The 17173-nt window shown below is 56.2% G+C and carries 14 protein-coding genes; 6 read left to right on the top strand and 8 right to left on the bottom strand.

Annotation, left to right across the window (positions count from 1 at the left end; genetic code table 11):
* Positions 1-35: 35 nt before the first annotated feature.
* The 3 genes from ahcY to RBB82_RS06135 all read right to left on the bottom strand — a co-directional run bounded on the left by ahcY (position 36) and on the right by RBB82_RS06135 (position 3151).
* On the bottom strand, positions 36-1484 hold the full coding sequence (gene ahcY / locus RBB82_RS06145; RefSeq protein ID WP_433974230.1) for an adenosylhomocysteinase: 1449 nt from the start codon (positions 1482-1484) through the stop codon (positions 36-38).
* A 185-nt stretch (positions 1485-1669) separates the two neighbouring features.
* Positions 1670-1951, bottom strand: coding sequence for a hypothetical protein (locus tag RBB82_RS06140; RefSeq protein ID WP_433974229.1), 282 nt, complete (start codon positions 1949-1951; stop codon positions 1670-1672).
* An 84-nt stretch (positions 1952-2035) separates the two neighbouring features.
* Entirely contained in the window at positions 2036-3151 is a 1116-nt protein-coding gene (locus RBB82_RS06135) for a bifunctional transcriptional activator/DNA repair enzyme AdaA (protein WP_433974228.1), read from the bottom strand.
* A gap of 114 nt (positions 3152-3265) precedes the next feature.
* Between RBB82_RS06135 and RBB82_RS06130 the strand changes: the two genes are divergently transcribed.
* Positions 3266-3775 (top strand): DUF3455 domain-containing protein, encoded by a 510-nt coding sequence (locus RBB82_RS06130; protein WP_433974227.1) that lies wholly within the window; start codon positions 3266-3268, stop codon positions 3773-3775.
* On the opposite strand, the gene RBB82_RS06125 is transcribed toward RBB82_RS06130, so the two are convergent.
* The 3 genes from RBB82_RS06125 to RBB82_RS06115 all read right to left on the bottom strand — a co-directional run bounded on the left by RBB82_RS06125 (position 3757) and on the right by RBB82_RS06115 (position 6726).
* The gene (locus tag RBB82_RS06125; protein ID WP_433974226.1) at positions 3757-4686 is read right to left on the bottom strand and encodes a transglutaminase-like domain-containing protein; all 930 of its coding nucleotides are present in this window, start codon (positions 4684-4686) and stop codon (positions 3757-3759) included. The two genes, RBB82_RS06130 and RBB82_RS06125, sit on opposite strands and share 19 nt — an antisense overlap.
* Positions 4687-4835: 149 nt before the next feature.
* Positions 4836-6008, bottom strand: a complete 1173-nt coding sequence (gene metK, locus RBB82_RS06120) for a methionine adenosyltransferase (RefSeq protein WP_433974225.1) — start codon at positions 6006-6008, stop codon at positions 4836-4838.
* A 298-nt stretch (positions 6009-6306) separates the two neighbouring features.
* On the bottom strand, positions 6307-6726 hold the full coding sequence (locus tag RBB82_RS06115; RefSeq protein WP_433974224.1) for a helix-turn-helix domain-containing protein: 420 nt from the start codon (positions 6724-6726) through the stop codon (positions 6307-6309).
* A gap of 362 nt (positions 6727-7088) precedes the next feature.
* On the opposite strand from RBB82_RS06115, the gene RBB82_RS06110 reads away from it, so the two are divergent.
* A complete protein-coding gene (locus tag RBB82_RS06110) occupies positions 7089-8597 on the top strand; it encodes a hypothetical protein (protein WP_433974223.1) in 1509 nt (502 codons plus the stop codon).
* A gap of 125 nt (positions 8598-8722) precedes the next feature.
* Positions 8723-9814, top strand: coding sequence for an ABC transporter permease (locus RBB82_RS06105; RefSeq protein WP_433974222.1), 1092 nt, complete (start codon positions 8723-8725; stop codon positions 9812-9814).
* A 255-nt stretch (positions 9815-10069) separates the two neighbouring features.
* On the opposite strand, the gene RBB82_RS06100 is transcribed toward RBB82_RS06105, so the two are convergent.
* Positions 10070-11086 carry a hypothetical protein gene (locus tag RBB82_RS06100; protein ID WP_433974221.1) on the bottom strand — a complete coding sequence of 339 codons (1017 nt, stop codon included), beginning with the start codon at positions 11084-11086 and terminating at the stop codon, positions 10070-10072.
* A gap of 162 nt (positions 11087-11248) precedes the next feature.
* On the opposite strand from RBB82_RS06100, the gene RBB82_RS06095 reads away from it, so the two are divergent.
* Entirely contained in the window at positions 11249-12937 is a 1689-nt protein-coding gene (locus tag RBB82_RS06095) for an ArnT family glycosyltransferase (protein ID WP_433974220.1), read from the top strand.
* Between the two features lie 24 nt (positions 12938-12961).
* Here RBB82_RS06095 and RBB82_RS06090 read toward each other — a convergent pair whose 3' ends face one another.
* Positions 12962-14035 carry a class I SAM-dependent methyltransferase gene (locus RBB82_RS06090; RefSeq protein WP_433974219.1) on the bottom strand — a complete coding sequence of 358 codons (1074 nt, stop codon included), beginning with the start codon at positions 14033-14035 and terminating at the stop codon, positions 12962-12964.
* Positions 14036-14866: 831 nt separating this feature from the next.
* On the opposite strand from RBB82_RS06090, the gene RBB82_RS06085 reads away from it, so the two are divergent.
* A complete protein-coding gene (locus tag RBB82_RS06085) occupies positions 14867-14989 on the top strand; it encodes a hypothetical protein (protein ID WP_433974218.1) in 123 nt (40 codons plus the stop codon).
* Complete coding sequence (locus RBB82_RS06080) at positions 14986-16938, top strand: hypothetical protein (RefSeq protein WP_433974217.1); 1953 nt, start codon at positions 14986-14988, stop codon at positions 16936-16938. The genes RBB82_RS06085 and RBB82_RS06080 overlap by 4 nt, the downstream gene beginning before the upstream one ends.
* Positions 16939-17173: the final 235 nt, after the last annotated feature.

The following is a 17173-nucleotide window of genomic DNA, read 5'->3' as shown; positions in this document are numbered from 1 at the left end:
ATATTTGGCGGCCCTTCTGTGTATCTCGCTCAAGTTTAGTAGCGATAGTGGTCTGCTTTGTAGGGCCCATCCACCGGAACACTCAAATAATCCGCTTGCTTCTTCGACAACGTGGTCAATTTCACGCCAATCTTTTCAAGGTGAAGTCGTGCTACCTCTTCATCCAGCTTCTTCGGCAGAATGTAAATCCCGATCTTGTACGTGTCCTTGTTCTTCCACAGATCGAGCTGCGCCAGTGTCTGGTTCGCAAAGCTGTTCGACATCACGAAGCTCGGATGTCCAGTCGCGCAACCCAGATTTACCAATCGGCCCTCGGCCAGAACGAAGATGCTGTTTCCGCCCTCGAACGTGTACTTGTCCACCTGAGGCTTGATGTTCAGCTTCTTTACGCCCTTCAGCGCATTCAGCGGCTCCATCTGGATTTCATTGTCGAAGTGTCCAATGTTGCAGACGATAGCCTGGTCCTTCATCAGCTTCATGTGCTCAACGGTGATGATGTCGACGTTACCTGTGCAGGTCACATAGATATCGCCGCGACCGAGAGTCTCCTCGATCGTCGTAACTTCATAGCCTTCCATCGCAGCCTGGAGCGCATTGATCGGGTCGATCTCCGTCACGATCACGCGAGCACCGAGCCCACGCAGCGAAGCCGCCGAACCCTTGCCCACATCACCGTATCCGCAAACAACAGCAACCTTACCCGCAACCATCACGTCGGTCGCGCGCTTGATGCCATCCACCAGCGACTCACGGCAGCCGTAAAGGTTGTCGAACTTCGACTTCGTCACTGAATCGTTGACATTGATCGCAGGCACCAGCAGCGTGCCCTTCTCCAGCATCTTGTACAGCCGGTGAACACCGGTCGTCGTCTCTTCCGAAACGCCACGCCACTCCTTGGCAACATCCTGCCAGCGCGTCGGATGCTCTGCATGCACCTTCTTCAAGAGAGTCTTGATCACATCCTCTTCGGTCGAGCTAGAAGGCGAGTTAATCCACTTATCGCCCTTCTCCATCTCCACACCCTTGTGGATTAACAGCGTCACATCGCCGCCATCGTCGATCACAAGCTGTGGCCCAAGCAGTCCACCCTTACCGTCACTGAACTTCAGCGACTCGTTCGTGCACCACCAGAACTCCTCCAGCGTCTCGCCCTTCCACGCGAACACGGAGACGCCCGCGGCAGCAATCGCCGCCGCTGCATGATCCTGCGTCGAGAAGATGTTGCAGCTTGCCCAGCGCACAGTCGCGCCTAACGCAACCATCGTCTCAATCAGCACGGCTGTCTGAATCGTCATATGCAGCGAGCCCGTCACCCGAACGCCGGCCAGCGGCTTGCCCGCAGCATACTTGTTGCGGATCGACATCAACCCTGGCATCTCCTGCTCGGCAATATCAATCTCCTTACGGCCAAACTCTGCCAGAGAGATATCCGCTACCTTGTATTGCGGGGCTGCTGCTGCTTGATCAATCGTCGCTGTCGCCATTCGTTACCTCGTCTCAAATTTTTCTAAAGTCGTTGCAGGTGGTTCCAGAATACCAGTATGCCTCGCCGTTCCGACACCTTTACTTGGAGGCGTTTCAAGGAACTCATCTATTTTCAAGCACATCAAAGAATCATTTTCTGAGCGCGGAAACGCATCTTAACCAGCATTTCAACTTGCTCCGACCGCTAGCCTGCACTTCCGTTATCTCTATGACCAGGCGGTATCACCTGCACTCGCTTCGACTCACGGTGCGACTGCCACCCCGCAATCGCCATGAGCAGAAAAAATCCCGCGAACCCTAATGCGATTCCCAGTGCCGCAACAACTCCAAGTACCGTGACCCAGATGGGATCTGTCTTATCCGCGAAATAAACAAAGGCTGCAACGATATCCGCCAGCGCCAGGCCCAGAGAAATCAGCAGGACACTCACACTTGCCACGAGCCATCGCTTAAAGCCATCTGGCATTACATGACTCGTTGCAGCACTCATCCCCGGTTAACACCTATCCTCGCAAGTCCGCTTAGTTGCATGCCGCAGCCTATCACGGCGTCAAGCTCTCTCAGCCTCCAGCAACCGCCGCTTCCTCTCCACGCCCCACCGATATCCAGTCAACGCTCCACCCTTGCCCACCACCCGATGACAGGGCACCGCAATCGCAATCGGATTTGCTCCACACGCTCCCGCAACCGCCCGCGAAGCCGTAGGCGCACCCAACTGCAGCGCCACCTCCGAATAGCTTCGCGTCTCTCCTCGTGGAATCGCCTGCAGCGCCTTCCAAACTCGCTGTTGAAACGCTGTCGCCCGCACGTCCATCGGGAACGTAGCCGCCAGCGGATGTTCTCCAAGCTGGCTCGTCACAAACGCAACCGCGTCCGCAAGCCATCCCGTATTTCCCTTGGACACCACCAGCTGCGCCTTCGAAAACTGCTCCCGCAGCCCCCCGACTAACGCTTTATCATCCTTGCCAAATGCAATCGAGCAGATCCCTCTATCTGTCGTCGCCACCAGCATCCTTCCCAGCGGGCTCGGTGCGGTGCAATAACGAATCAACAGTCCGGCCCCGCCCTCCCGCATCACTCGCGGTGTCATCCCCAACGTAGCGGCGCTCTTTTCATACAACCTGCTGCTCGACCCAAACCCTGCTTCATAAATCGCATCCGTAATCGGTGCTTTCACTTTCTTCGGCTCTCGCACTTTGCTCTTGAAGCGTTCCAGCCGGGCCTCCTTCGCATACTGCCCTGGGCTTACCCCCAGCACCCGTTTAAACCCACGCAAAATCGTCAGCCGACCAACACCAGTGGCCTTCGCCACATCAGCCAGCCGAGTTTTTTCCTCCGCGTGATCTTTCAAATACTCTGTGACAGCTGCGATGGCCCCGGCCTGCGGATCTGCCTTGGCCTCAGTCCTCTCCGGTTCACAGCGCTTGCAAGCTCTGTATCCAGCAGCCTCAGCCAGCGCCGGGGTAGGGAAGAACGTTACATTCTTTCGCGATGGCCGCCGACTTGCGCAGCTCGGTTTGCAATAAACCTTCGTCGACTTCACGGCATAGACAAACTGTCCATCTGCTGTGGCGTCTCGTCCCAGCACCTGCTGCCACTGTTTTCCGGGAAAATAGCTGGGAACCGCACCGCCCGCACTCGTCTTCACTGCATCTGTCATCGTCATTCCAGTATCCTCCCATCGCCCGTATTTCGGCGCACTCCGATTCGTTCACTCAAACTTCGAACTGAATCCCCCGCATCTTTCTCCCAAACTCATTTGCGAGCTAAACTAGAACCAATGCGGAGCTTCGTTGCGATCCTTACTCTTTCAACGCTCAGTTTTTGCTTTGCTTCCATCGCAATAGCCCAAACCCAGAGCGAGCCACCATCGACGCAACACCCCATCCTCACCGTTACCGGCAAAGGGATCCAAATCTACATCTGTCAGCAAGGTCCCTCCGGACCGGAATGGCTGTTTCAGGCTCCGGAAGCAAACCTCACCGATGCCTCGGGCAATCCTGCAGGCACACACAGCGCTGGTCCCGCCTGGAACTCGAAAGATGGCAGCTCCGTCAAAGGCGTTGTGCTCGTGAAAGCCGCCTCATCGGACCCCAACTCCATCCCCTGGCTCCTCCTGAGGGCATCAGGCGCTTCCGGAACTGGCATCATGACCAAAGTTGAGTTCATCCGCCGCTCTGACACTCACGGGGGCGTAGCTCCTGCCACCGGTTGCGATGCTCAGCACATCAATACCAGCGCTCGCGTTCCCTACAGGGCAACCTACACCTTTTACTCCGCGAAGCCCTGAATTGCGCCAGCCGAACTCCTGTTCGCAGACGTCACAATAGCTGCCTGTGGTACGGTTCCAGGCAAACTCGGAACCGTTGTCCCATCTTCCAATACCTCATAGCTATCGACATAGAAGTTCGTCAAAGCTGCATTCCCGAACGAAGTTGTTAGCGCAACGTCTGCCGCATCTCGCCCTGTCGCCATCAGCACGCGACCAATACGCGGTTCATTATGTCGTGCATCCATCGTCATCCAGCGCCCGTCGAGAAACACCTCATACCAGGCGCTGAAGTCGCCTGCACCACTGTACGGAGCGCGAATATCTCCCAGATAGCCGGTTACATACCGCGCCGGAATATTCTGACACCGTGACAGCGTAATCGCGAGATGCTGATAGTCCCGGCACACTCCAACTCGCTCCGCAAAGACATCCATAGCCGTCTTAGTGGATCTTGCTGTCATGTAGTTGAACGTTACCTTCTGATGCACCCAATCCCGAATCGCCGAAGCCCTCGTCCAGCCCGGCGTCATGTGGCCAAAGAGATCTTGTGAGATCGGTCCGAACTGATCCACCTCGCAATATCGGCTTGCGAGCAAAAATTGAAGTACCTCCGACGGCAACTTCTCCACAGGAGCCTGCTGCGCATGCGCGTTGATAGAATCTGGTGCTGCCTCCATCTCAACGACGCTATTTCCACTCAGCCGAATAGACCCGAAGGGAGCCATAAACCGGGTACAGCGATTTCCAAACACATCGTAGTACTCGGACACCGGAACGTCGGTCTTCGTCTCGCGGTCGATGCGTTCGACCTTTAGATCATTGCCTGCCTTCACCTGAGAATCAAGTGACGGGTGTAGATGCAGCATCGCCATCATCGGCGTAGGCATGGAAAGATTAAATTGAATATCGTATTCAGTCTTAATAAGCATCGAAAACCCTCTTCTTTATTGGGGTGGGTACCAAATGAGATGCAATTAAGCTGTAGCCAGCAGTCTAATCCCGATTTTTGGGGTGCCGGCCAACAAAAAGATGGGCAGACCCGAAAAGTCTGCCCATCTCCCGATTCAATTGAAAAGAATTACTTGGACGCGCTCTGCTTGACCCCGGCCTGCTCCGCGAGAGCAGCAGCCTTGTCGGTCTTCTCCCACGTGAAGCTATCGCCCTTACGACCGAAGTGACCATACGCTGCTGTCGCCTTAAAGATCGGCTTGCGCAGATCGAGACCTTCGATGATGCCCTTCGGCGTCAGCGAGAAGTTCTTCCTCACCAGATCCTCGAGCTTGGACTCATCCACCTTGCCCGTTCCAAAGGTATCCACCAGCACGCTAACCGGTTCAGCAACACCAATCGCGTAGGCCAACTGCACCTCGCAACGGTCGGCCAGTCCAGCCGCAACGATATTCTTCGCCACATACCGCGCCATATAAGCAGCCGAACGGTCCACCTTGGTTGCATCCTTACCGCTGAACGCTCCGCCACCATGCCGGCCCATGCCGCCATACGTATCGACGATGATCTTCCGGCCCGTCAATCCCGTATCGCCCATCGGTCCGCCGACCACAAAGCGGCCCGTCGGATTGATATGGTACTTCGTGTCATGGTCAAGCAGCTCCGCCGGGATTACAGCCTGAATTACGTTCTTCAGGATGTCGGCACGCAGCTCCTCGTTCCCGACATTCTCGGCATGCTGGGTCGAAATCACGACCGCATCCACCCGCTTCGGCTTGTGATTCGCGTCATACTCCACGGTCACCTGGCTCTTGCCATCCGGCCGCAGGTACGCCATCAGCCCATTCTTGCGAACCTCGCTCAGCTTGTGCGCCAGTTTGTGCGCCAGTGAGATCGGTGTCGGCATCAGCTCTGGGGTCTCGTTCGTCGCATAACCGAACATCATGCCCTGGTCGCCCGCCCCGCCCGTATCCACGCCCATGGCGATATCGCCGGACTGCTTGTTGATCGTCGAGATCACAGCGCACGTGTTCGAATCGAAGCCATACAGTGCATTGTCGTACCCGATCGCGGCAACGGTCCCGCGGACAAGGCTCTGGAAGTCCACATAGGCCTTCGTCGTAATCTCGCCGGCGATGACCACCAGTCCAGTGCAGGTCAACGTCTCGCAAGCCACGCGGCTATACGGATCCTGCGCCAGGCAGGCATCCAGAATCGCATCGGAGATCTGGTCGGCAATCTTGTCGGGATGCCCTTCGGTTACAGATTCACTGGTAAACAGAAAACGGTCGCGTGTCGCCAAAAGATATCCTCCAGAGCATTCAGACAGGTGGAGCCTGTCCTGCTAAATAACTTCTCCATTTTACGCAGGATGTCATTCCATTGCCAAAAATCGGCAGCCATCCGCGCCACCCGGCCCTCGAACCGCTAAATATCGCAGCGAACGGCAACACCTTGGATTGGTGTCTCTGGTAGTCCTTTTATTCCGGGCGCAAAAGCCCAAGTCTTCCGTAAACTTCTGAAAATAAAGTGGTAGGAAGATGCTTCGATGTGATTGTTTGCTGCTATCGAACTTTCAACATCCTTGATACGACCGAGTTCTATGGAAGCAAATGACCGTGCAGTGCGAACTTCCAGACCACCCAACCTAGAACACCCAAAGACGTAAGCATTCCTGCGACGCCCATCCACCGCATCCCAGACTTAGACTCGCTGCCGCCCCTGTTTCTCCGTACATTTTCTGCAAATTCGGTCCAGTCAGCCACTTCTGGGCCGTTTGCGCCGCTCTCTTGCAAGCTTTTCTCAAAGCGCTCTATCCAGGGACCCTCGTCCAGGCCTAATGCTCCCAGATAACTCCGGACGATTCCCTTTCGAAACACGCCTCCGGGCAGCGCGCCGTACTCGCCTGCCTCTAACGCAAGAAGATGACGGGACGAGACTTTCGTCTCCTCGCAGATCCTCTCAAGAGAGACCTTACGTCGTTCTCGCTCCCATCGCAGTTCGTCGCAGAAACGTTCCATTCGCTCCGGTCACCCATCGGCACGGACCAACGGTCCGCTGCACGCCAGCTTGAATCGAAGAATAGAACGTCTGAATTATCAAAGTCAAAGCCACTTTTGGGTAATGTCTCCATCCCCGGATTGGAACCAGATTGGTTACGCATGGGGCAGGCAAGATTGCCCAAAGGTCTCGTCGGATCTTCCCTGAGACGTCCGGTATACTTTGGCAGGGAGATCGCTCCACACGGACGGCCTCCCGAACGCTGACTTCCGCGGATTCTCGTCGTGAGATATTGCTTGAGAAATAGCTGACTACCCTGTCGAGCACCCTACGTAACGTCAACCGGTATTAGAACTGGTTCCATCTGTAACAAAGACAACGAATGCGCCTTCCTTTTCCGGAAAAAGTTCCGCTGGTCCCCGTCTTTTATTTTGCGGCGAGTCTTTGCGTCATCCAGCAGCTCCAGGGAACTGATTCCACCTTCAGCCTATTATGTTTCTTTTATATCGTCGTCTCAGCAATTGCTTTTAATGTGGCGGGCGGCTTTACCCGCACCACAGGATCGTTCATCTTTTTCAACTCCGTCCTCGGAGTCATCCTTGGCCTGTGCGTGAAGGCCTATCTCGGCGAGCCCGCGGACTCAAATTTGCAGTCGCCTATCCTGACAATGGTCGTCTATCTCTCCGGCATGTGCATGATGCTGCTTGCTGCCTACCTTAGCGGGAAGGTTGTTCCCAGACAGGCCCTTCTTGGGAAGATGGTCACCGACGCCAACATGCAGACAGCGACCGTCGGCAGTATGGTCTTCGGGATTCTCATTTACGTTGGCTTCTATGCTCTCCCTAGCGGTAACGGTACTGTTCTCAGCGCTCTCAATCAACTCAATCACTTTTTACCCCTGGCGATCTTTCTAGGCGTCCTCAACACAATCCGCCGCAGCGGAGGAACTCACAGCACCAACGTTCCAGTCCTGATCTCCGGCGCGTTCTTGTTCACGAACGGAATTCTTGGATACTCCAAAGAGTCCATGATCGCGCCATTCGTATGTTGGCTACTGGCCGCTGCCTCGCAGCGTTTCAACATGTCCCGTTCGCAGTTGGTTGGCGGCGTCATCGTTACATTCTTAATTTTCTATTACCTGGTTCCCTACTCCCAATACGGAAGGGGATTTAAAGAAGATAGCGGCGAGGTCAACTTCCAAACCTCGCTCTCGCTCCTGTCCAACCTTGGAGAAGTGCGACAGGATTATTTTGAGACTGCGCAGGTAGCTACTGATGATCGGATTCAGGGATACTACAATAATCCGGAAGGCTTCTTCGATCGTCTCCAGATGCTGTCCATTGATGATGCAATCATCAATCACACCCAGCTATTTGGCACGTTTGGCGGTTACCCTGTTATCCAAAGCTTCGAGAATATCGTCCCGCACTTCATCTGGCCCAATAAGCCGGCGATTTTATCCGGAAACGTCTACGCCCACGAGGTCGGTCTGTTGGCTGAGGGGGACGAAAGTACAGGCGTTTCTTTCTCGTCTACCGCCATTGCCTATCACCTCCTGGGATGGTTTGGTGTCTTTTTGCTTGCGCCTGCCCTGTGGTTTCTCCTCTTCACCGTCTTCGATTCACTCTGCGGAGATACCCGCAAGTCTCCATGGGGTCTCATTATGCTTGTGCTTTACAGCCATGCCGCTCCGGAAGCCGACATTAACGCAATCATCTATATGATCTTCTTCTCCGCAGTCGGCGTCGTCTTCGCTGCCATCATAGGTGCTTATGTCGCACCGGTCGTTGGAACCTTCTTGATCGGTCCCGAAGGCATCGTGTTGCGCACGGCTCCGCGCATTCGAAGCGTTCCCAGACCGCGACTCGTCGAGGAACCGTCCGAAGGCTGATGAGTCGGAGTGCCTGGCCGTAACGTGAAACCCCACTACCCAGCCGCGAATTACCGGCCATCAGTGCCCATCGGGCCTGACGGCCAGTGGGTTTTTCCTACCCTGTCCCATACACTGGATACAGCATGAACAAACTGGTAGTCGGCAATCTCGTCCATCGTCCCCTGCGCTCTCTTATCAGCTGTCTCGCCATCGCCATCGAAGTCATCATGATTCTGTCCATCACTGCCATCCTTATGGGCAAGCTCGACGGCTTCAAGACTCGTCAAAACGGCATTGGCATGGACATGTTCGTCCGCCCCAGCACTATCAATAACTTCATTGGAATGAGCCCTGCCGGTGCTTCCATCAAGGTGGCCGACATCATCGCTCAGGTACCACACGTGGTCGTCTCCGCACCGGTCAACGTCCAGATCACCAGCTCACTCGACAGCATCTACGGCATCGACTACAAGACCTTCAACGGTCTTCTGCCCTTCACCTTCATCTCCGGCGGCCCCTTCCAGCACCCATTCGACATCATCCTCGACGACTACGCCGCAGCCGGCAAAAAAATTGGCGACACCATTACCGTTCTCAATCACCCCTTCCGCATCTGCGGCATCGTCGAGCACGGCAAAGGTGGACGCAAGTTCCTGCCCATCGAAACCATGGGACAGATCACCGGAACCGAGGGCAAGGCGACCATGTTCTATCTGAGAACAGAAGATCAGCCTAAATATCAGGATCAGGTCCGCAAGGCCATCCTCGCAACCCCCGGCATGAGCGACTACAACGTAGCCACTGCCGAAGAATATCTGTCCTCCATCTCACCCGATCGACTCCCCGGCTTCAACATCGGCCTCCGCGTCGTCATCGGGATCGCCGTCATCATCGGATTCCTCGTCATCTTTCAGTCCATGTACACGGCCGTCATGGAGCGCACCCGCGAAATCGGCATTCTTAAATCGATGGGCGCATCCCGCGCCTACATAGTCGGCATCGTTCTCCGCGAGACCGGTGTACTCGCCGCGGTCGGCATCGCCGCTGGCGTCATCGCCAGCTTTGCCCTCAGCGCCGCCCTGGAGGCTCGCTTCCCAACGCTCGACTTCGTCATCAACGTACCGTACGTCTGGAAAGCCATCCTGATCGCCTTCGTCGGAGCTCTTCTCGGCGCACTCTACCCGGCACTCAAGGCCGCCAGCAAAGACCCCATCGACGCCCTCTCTTACGAGTAGAAACTGCCTTTCAGTAAGCTGAAAGCATCTCATTTCGCGCCAGAGTGAACAGAGTAGAGCAACTGCTTATCGTGAATCCGGCGACTGCATCCAGGGAAAGCCCTGCCTGATGGTTCAGCGTGTCTGTCTCTGATTAATTCACATTCACGCAAAAAGAATTGGCGCTAACACGAAGTCTGCGACTGGAACAGATCCACCCAAGGATGCTGTCGGAAGACTGCGGTCGACCATCATCTCCACACCGGCACCCACTTGCTACGAAAGCGAGCTTTTAGGCGTACCTCTCAACTCGATCGGCAAAAACTGCTGCATCACAATCTGTGTCGTTAGTGGAGTCAGCGCCAGCGCGAACGGCATAAAAATTCGCACCTCCGCCATCAGCCCCACAACCAGCCACATCCCTGAAAAAATCACAGCCCCCACGAGCATTGCCGCGTCAGCAGGATCCGCCAGGTACCGCCGCTTCACTACCTTCCACAGCGTCCAGGCAAACGGTCCGATAAACAACAAAAAAGGCATCCACAACCGAGGCGAAGTCAAATTAACAAGCAATTGAACTACTTTCGTACCACCATAGTCCGCATGCGGAAACGCTCGTCGCATCAGCCAAAACTGAATGCCCATCACGATCAACAACGCAACCAGGCTGGTACTAACCTGCACTCTGCGTGAGAGGGCAAACCCGCGCCCTATCGGCGTTAGACATACCAATAGAATTCCTAAATGCAGCGCAAATCCGACATCCGCCCTGACAAAAGCCTGCGCCGCCGCCAGGATCAAAAAACCAATTACAGCTACTCCCGCACCTCTGCCCAAAGGCACCGTCAGCAGCATCAGCGCCAGCGCCAGAATCGCCGCCGTAGCGAGAGTCTCTGGCCGCTGATACCACAGAAGCCATGCCAGATAAAACTGAACGAGGATGACAAACCCAGCCGCTCCAAACCATTGCCCAGCAGTTCCCGCCTCACGATACACCGCCGATCGCCGCAGCATCATAAACAAGACGAAGACGGCAATAAACGCTGCAATCACATCCAGCAAAGTCAGCGTATGCCGAAGCCCGAGATGCGTGTGTCGAGTCAGAAAGTATGCCGTATCGATTACGCCGAGCCGATATTGGGCCGGCGCATGGGCCGTCCCCTCGACTACATCCATCCACATGCGCGGATCTCGATAAGATGCTTGACTATTGCTCCAGTAGTCCAACCAGCCCACCGTCAAAACAATAACAACAAGCAAAATACTGGTGATCTTCTTCGGGTCCTGCGCCATCCGTTCTCATCTCCACTGGGGGTCTGAGAGGAAGAATAGCATTCGATCTCGTCCATCAAAGCCCACGGTAACCCTGGTCATACGCAATTCTTTGCACCCTCAATATTATTTCTGTAATACCCTGAACTCTTACCGCACACTTGCGTTTAACCGTCCGTACTTATGAATCAGCAGCGCCCCAACTCGTCCCGAACTCTCCAGGTCATCGAAGCCGCCCTGCTCCTGCTCGCCTCCATCTTCTTCATCCTGCATGCCTTCCATCTCAACGCCGACTTTCCGAACCACTCTCCCTGGATGGACTGGGCCAAGTACACCGATGAGGGCTGGTATGGTGATGGCGCCATCCGCCACTTCCAGCGCGGTTATTGGTACGTACCCGGCGACTTCAACCCCGCAGCCGCCCTGCCCGTCTGGCCCCTCCTCGAGGCCGCGCTCTTTCGTTTCACCGGCGTCAACCTCGTTGCTGCCCGGGCTCTCACGGTAGCCATCTTTGGATTGATTCTCGCGACGTCCTACCTCTTACTGCGTCGCTGGCAAAATCTCTCCAATCCAGATCTAGACAACAGAAACAACAAAACCACCCTTGCCCCCGCCATCGCCGTCCTCCTACTCGCGGTCAGCCCCTTCTGCTATGCCTTCACCCGTCTGGCCATCCTGGAGCCGCTCCTTGTCCTCTTCACTCTTCTTGCCCTTCTGGTTGCTTCTTACGTCACACCGGGGCAGGGAATCGCCATCCCCATCAGAGCCAGCCTAGGGCAAATCGCCCCAATCCTCGCTTTGGGTCTGATTCTTCCCCTCATGGTCCTAACCAAAACCACGGCTGTCTTTCTCCTTCCGGCAATCGCATGGATACTATGGGCCCGTGCCGGATACCGCCTCCGCCCCTTCCTGCACGTTGGCATTCCAGTAGTCGCTCTCGCCGCAGTTATTTGGCTTGCTTACTATGGTTTTATCGTCCGTCCTCACTTCTTAGACGACTACCGCTACCTCTTCAGCGCCAACGGCTACACCGGAGTGACACCATCCACGGCTCTAAGCGTTCTGGGCGATACCATCGCCGACGGCCTGTGGATCGGCAATATCCTCTACCCACTCGGTCTCCTGGCTGCGGCCTCCGCCCTGTTCCTTCGACCCCGCCTCCTGCGCAACCCTCTGATCCCTGCGCTTCTACTCTGGGCCGCTGGATACGCCGCATTCCTCGCCTACCACAACAACCTCCAGCCGCGGTACTACCTCGTTATCGCAATCCCTCTCACCCTCCTGATTCCGGTCGTCTTTTCAAGCCTTTGGGAACCGTTCACCATCCGTCCAGGCAATTCGGTCCGAAACCCACTCCGCGGCCTCGCCGGCGCCAGCATCACAGTCGTCCTTACCGTCCTCATCGTCGCTGACGCCCGCCAGACGCTCCACTACGTCCGAAACCCCGACTACACCTTCACCTCTGCTGCCGCCCAGATTCACCAAATCGTCGCTGCCGACCGCAGACACAATCCCCTCATCCTCTCCATCAGCGGCTCCAATCTGTCTCTCATGACCGGTCTTCCCTCAATCTGCGACGACTTCGGCACCATGGACCTCGCCGTCCGGGTTCAGGCTTACCATCCCGGCTGGTACGTCGCGTGGAACCAGGTCGATGACGACAAGATGGACGCCCTCACACCCATGTACCATCTCCAGCGCGTCGCCGCATTTCCCGCCATGGACGATCCTGAGCGCAACCTGCTTATCCTCTATCGCCTCGACCCGGCCATCCCGGGCACGCCACCGCGCCACCGCCGCAAACCCATCATCCCCCGCCTGCTTCAGACGAACTTCGGCCAGCAGCCCAGCCAGATTCAACTGGAACACTAACCTTCAAAGGGCAGGTGCGAACACCTACGTTGCGGAGGAGTTCTTCCGAGCCAAAACGCAAGCTTCCTGTGTGTAGAGATTCTTCAACATGTTTGAGCCGAACCATACTCGGCGTTCCGCTGCCAGCAAACCTCTGCCAAACAGTCTCTGCGGAGTTCCCGCCAACACCGCCTTCGCAACGGTGCGCGGCAAGCCAAAAAAGAGTGCATGCAACACCCTTCCAAACGCAAATTGAGCCTTGAATCTCGTCTCTCCAAAGTTCGCATAGCGCGACAGATGCTCCTGCCGCTGGTAGAGTTGAGGCCGCTCAAATCCGGCCTCCTGCAAGGTTACGTCCAGATCGACAGGGTTGGTCTTCCACGGATGTCCGGCATCCAGATAGACAACATCCAGCGGGTGTATCGTCTTTCTCTTGGCCGCCTGCTTCACCTTGCTCAGAAACGGGCTTCCCTCCATAGCATCCATGGGGAGCGTGGAGATTAACGCCCCATGCGGCTGCAGAAGGCCGGCAAGCGTGGTCAGAACCTCATTCGGCGTGTAAAGGTGCTCCAGGGTGTGGTTGGACGAGACCAGATCAAACTCCTGCCCGAAACCAGCTATTAGGGCGTTCATGTCCCCTTGAAGAAACCGAACGTCGATCGCCCGCTTGCGCGCAGGAGGAATTTCGTCCTGATAGTCGAGCGCCGTAATCTTTGCATCTGGAAGCACAGCGCGCAAAAACATTAATTCCGTTCCGTCGGCGCACCCAAGAACGAGGGCGCTCTTCGTTTCGAGCGGCACCAGGTTGGCTTCCCAGGCATAGTCGTCGATCATCTCGGCCCGAACCGCCTGGGGTACCTGCGACTCATCCATAATTTTGAGAAGACGATCCATCTGCTCTGCCGTCAGTCGCGTCTCTTCAGGCTGAAGCCTGCGTACTGTCGTTGGCGTAGCAACACGGTTCCGCGAGGCCAGTCCGTCGAAGATCGCTTTTCGGGCAAGCTCGTTCATTGCTTTGTCGGGACCTATGAGAAAGGGGTAGCGTTGCAAATAGGCGCGCATTGCTGGGTTTTCTACAGTCATCTGAAAAGCGTCGCTGCTATGGTCAATGATTTGCATAAACTCTCTTCAAAAAGTTGAGGTCGGCATCTGGTGAATGCGAAGCAGCTTGAGCGATGTCAAGAACGTTCTCTGCATTGCTTAAGTAACGCAGTGGTAACTATCCTTCCGTCATCACCTTGTATATCAGAAGCCATCTCACCTTCAAAGACATGCGGCACCAGAGAATCCAATCCCAATCTGCGACAGCGACTTAGCGTCATCCAAGCTCAAACACGAAAGCTTCGGATCGACGCACGAACCCCCAAAGCTATACTCAAGTGGCCATGCCTCAAGAGATAGAACCGCGTAACGAGGCTGAGCCTCGCCATTCTACGAACTCGATTCATCGCGCGGGGTGGCCGCGTTCACAGTCGTCTTTCATCATTTCTCCCGAATCTGTCCGGAGCGCATCACCCACGTACTGATACGCACGCCCCTCCGGCTGCTCATCGCCGGACACCAGGCTGTCATCTTTTTATTTCTACTCAGCTTCTTTCTACTCAGCGGTTTTGTCCTCACTCTCCCCTACAAAAAAGAGAAGCAGCCTAAGCTATGGGCCTTTTCTACTCATAAGAGTCTGCCGCATCTATCTCCCATATCTGGGAGCCTTAGTTCTCGCTATCACCCTCTTCGTCACAGAGATCTTCTATCGACTCATCGAGCACCCTGCAATGCTCCTCGGCCGTCGCCTTACCGCGACTCGAAAGAGTCTCCCCCAATCGGAACTGTTATCTATTCCATCCGTTCCATCCACGTGAACTGCCTCTCCACCAGCACGCCATGGCGACCTTCAATGCCAGGCGTTACCCTGGTGTAATCTAAAAACGCCGCGCCCGGCCACCCCCTTTCATGACCTCATTGATCGCTCTCACCACGTGGAAGGCCCTCGAACTCATCACCCTGTCTCCTCCGGATGAACTCAGCCCGAGAGCGCAGCGCTCCAACCCCACATTCGCAGAGGACATGGAATGACCCCAGCTGCACTCCTGCACTTTATTGAGGCCCTTCTCTGGTGCGCCCTCTTATTTGTCTCGATCGCAGGCTACGGAGCTCTCCTCCTGCGCCTCTTCAAAGTCCGTCGCCCGTCCATTTCGCTTGCGGCTACCAGCGGCTTCGGTGTCGTTATCTTTCTCGGTGGTTGCCTCAATCTTCTTCAGGCGATTACGGCTTCCGTCCTCGTCGGTCTAACGGTGCTCGGCGTACTGGCCGCAATCTTCCTTCGAGTTACTTTCATCGAGACCGACTCTCAGATCGAAGCTGCCCCGCAGCCCACATCTTCCTCAACCGTTGCCACCGGCATTCTGCTGATCGCGACCGTCATCTTCGCGGTGCGACTCAGTGCGACGGTACACTCCGGCGGCTATCAGGCGGGAGACGACTATAACTTTTACCTCGGCACACCGCAGAAGATGCTCCAGCTCCACCACTATGCCGCTGACCCCTTCAGCGAGCGCCGCATCATGTCCAGCATCGGCGGCAACTACTTCCTGCAAGACCTGGTGCTCGCCGTCCTTCCCCTTACGGCGTTACAGATGGCCGATCGCGCTCTCGGGCTCATTCTCCTGGCTTTTCTTGCCTATGCCCTGTCCATTGAATTTCGTCTGACGCGAACCCAGCAAGCCATCTTCGCCTTCCTCGTCTTTTTCACCCCGCAACTTCAGTTCAACCTCACCTTTGTTCTCCTGCCCAGCGCTCTCTTCTTCGCTCTGGTCTACCTCGCGGCCCACCGCAAACTATCTACCGAAAACGCAGCCCTGCAGGCACTCCTCCTCGGCGCGGTCACCGGAGTCATCGCGACCACCAAATCCACATATCTCCCTCACGGAGTCATCTTCGTCCTCTGCGTCGCCATCATCCATGCGAGACGCCGCGGTCTGCCCGCTGGCATAAAGACACTCCTCCTCGGTGCGATAGCCTGCTTCATCGTTATGGCTCCCTGGATGGTCGCCAGTCACTTCACCTCCGGCACCTGGTTCTACCCCCTGCTGGGCAAAGGCTACCAATACAGCGCCTACGGCCTGTACCCAGCGCCCTCGGGAGCAGGAATCTCCGTCATCCTGCACAAGGTCATCCCTTTCTGCTCCCCCCTCGTTCTTCTCGTTGCCCTCGAATGGTTCCTGGGCGACCGTGATGAGCAAGGTGAAGCCATTCTCGCCCTCTCCGTAGCTGGCCTCGTGGCAACTCTGCTCGTCGGTATCAGCACCGGAGGTGACTCCGTGCGCCGCTACAACTACCCCTGCATCATCCCCGCGATGCTTCTCCTCTACATCGTCTTCAGCCGTCGCCGTAACGCTGCTCCCTCTGCCCGGCAATGGCCCATCCTTCAGGCCGTCACCATCCTCTTTATCGGCTACACCGCCATCACAACGTGGCACCAGAAGTTCACCTTCGAGTTCGACCAGATTCCCGCCGGCCTCAAAGGTGCCTTCCACGAAACTCCCATCGTCCCCGCCAGCGTCGTGGACCAATACGCTGCCGTGCAACGCTCTATCCCCACCAATGCCGGTGCTATCGCCAGTGTCACCAACAGTTTCCTCTTTGACTATCGCGCCAACGACATCAAAATCGCCGACTTCCCCGGAGCCGCCAGTCCGCCTCCCGGCTGGCCCTCCCGCGGAGACGGCGAGGTCCTGGCCAAGTACTTTCTTGCCAATAACATCCGATACCTGGTTTGCTCCTACGCCGACGCCGTGATCTTCGACGAGGTAGCCGTCCAGATCCTCAACGACCCCAGCCGTACCCAGTGGATTCACAGCGAGCAGGCCATCAGTCTCCGCTCTCACCAGCAATACGCTGAACTCGCCCGCTCCCGCCGCCATATCTACGACGACGGGCAGATATACGTGCTTGACCTTGAGTCTCCCGCCACCACCCTATCGAATAGCCCAAATCCACCCCAAACAACCCCAATCAATCCTTGACGCAAGCGCCAAACCGACAGTAAGATTAAATCTCGCGCAGTCTCGCGTCCGTACGTCTGTGTCAGCATCGTTCTCAGGCGAGTCAGACAACCGGGACATCCGTGGTGGATCCACTGGGAGCAGCTTGTAACACAGCCGCCCTGAAGCACCCATCCCATAGGTTTGTGCGTAGTCCAGGTTAAGCGGTAAGTTTCCGCGCGTTTGGAGAGAGAAGCTCTCTTCCTTCGCCACGCCG

The organism is Tunturiibacter lichenicola (genome assembly GCF_051013355.1).
Classification (GTDB): domain Bacteria; phylum Acidobacteriota; class Terriglobia; order Terriglobales; family Acidobacteriaceae; genus Edaphobacter; species Edaphobacter lichenicola_F.
This window is presented reverse-complemented; position numbering and strand designations above follow the sequence as displayed.

What these genes read in the sequence shown, in the direction of transcription:
- RBB82_RS06100 (WP_433974221.1), bottom strand. Translation starts at nt 11,086, where the DNA reads ATGGCGCAGGACCCGAAGAAGATCACCAGTATTTTGCTTGTTGTTATT.
- RBB82_RS06085 (WP_433974218.1), top strand. Translation starts at nt 14,867, where the DNA reads ATGACCTCATTGATCGCTCTCACCACGTGGAAGGCCCTCGAACTCATC.
- RBB82_RS06125 (WP_433974226.1), bottom strand. Translation starts at nt 4,686, where the DNA reads ATGCTTATTAAGACTGAATACGATATTCAATTTAATCTTTCCATGCCT.
- RBB82_RS06090 (WP_433974219.1), bottom strand. Translation starts at nt 14,035, where the DNA reads ATGCAAATCATTGACCATAGCAGCGACGCTTTTCAGATGACTGTAGAA.
- RBB82_RS06110 (WP_433974223.1), top strand. Translation starts at nt 7,089, where the DNA reads ATGCGCCTTCCTTTTCCGGAAAAAGTTCCGCTGGTCCCCGTCTTTTAT.
- RBB82_RS06080 (WP_433974217.1), top strand. Translation starts at nt 14,986, where the DNA reads ATGACCCCAGCTGCACTCCTGCACTTTATTGAGGCCCTTCTCTGGTGC.
- RBB82_RS06140 (WP_433974229.1), bottom strand. Translation starts at nt 1,951, where the DNA reads ATGCCAGATGGCTTTAAGCGATGGCTCGTGGCAAGTGTGAGTGTCCTG.
- RBB82_RS06130 (WP_433974227.1), top strand. Translation starts at nt 3,266, where the DNA reads ATGCGGAGCTTCGTTGCGATCCTTACTCTTTCAACGCTCAGTTTTTGC.
- RBB82_RS06135 (WP_433974228.1), bottom strand. Translation starts at nt 3,151, where the DNA reads ATGACGATGACAGATGCAGTGAAGACGAGTGCGGGCGGTGCGGTTCCC.
- RBB82_RS06105 (WP_433974222.1), top strand. Translation starts at nt 8,723, where the DNA reads ATGAACAAACTGGTAGTCGGCAATCTCGTCCATCGTCCCCTGCGCTCT.
- RBB82_RS06115 (WP_433974224.1), bottom strand. Translation starts at nt 6,726, where the DNA reads ATGGAACGTTTCTGCGACGAACTGCGATGGGAGCGAGAACGACGTAAG.
- ahcY (WP_433974230.1), bottom strand. Translation starts at nt 1,484, where the DNA reads ATGGCGACAGCGACGATTGATCAAGCAGCAGCAGCCCCGCAATACAAG.
- RBB82_RS06095 (WP_433974220.1), top strand. Translation starts at nt 11,249, where the DNA reads ATGAATCAGCAGCGCCCCAACTCGTCCCGAACTCTCCAGGTCATCGAA.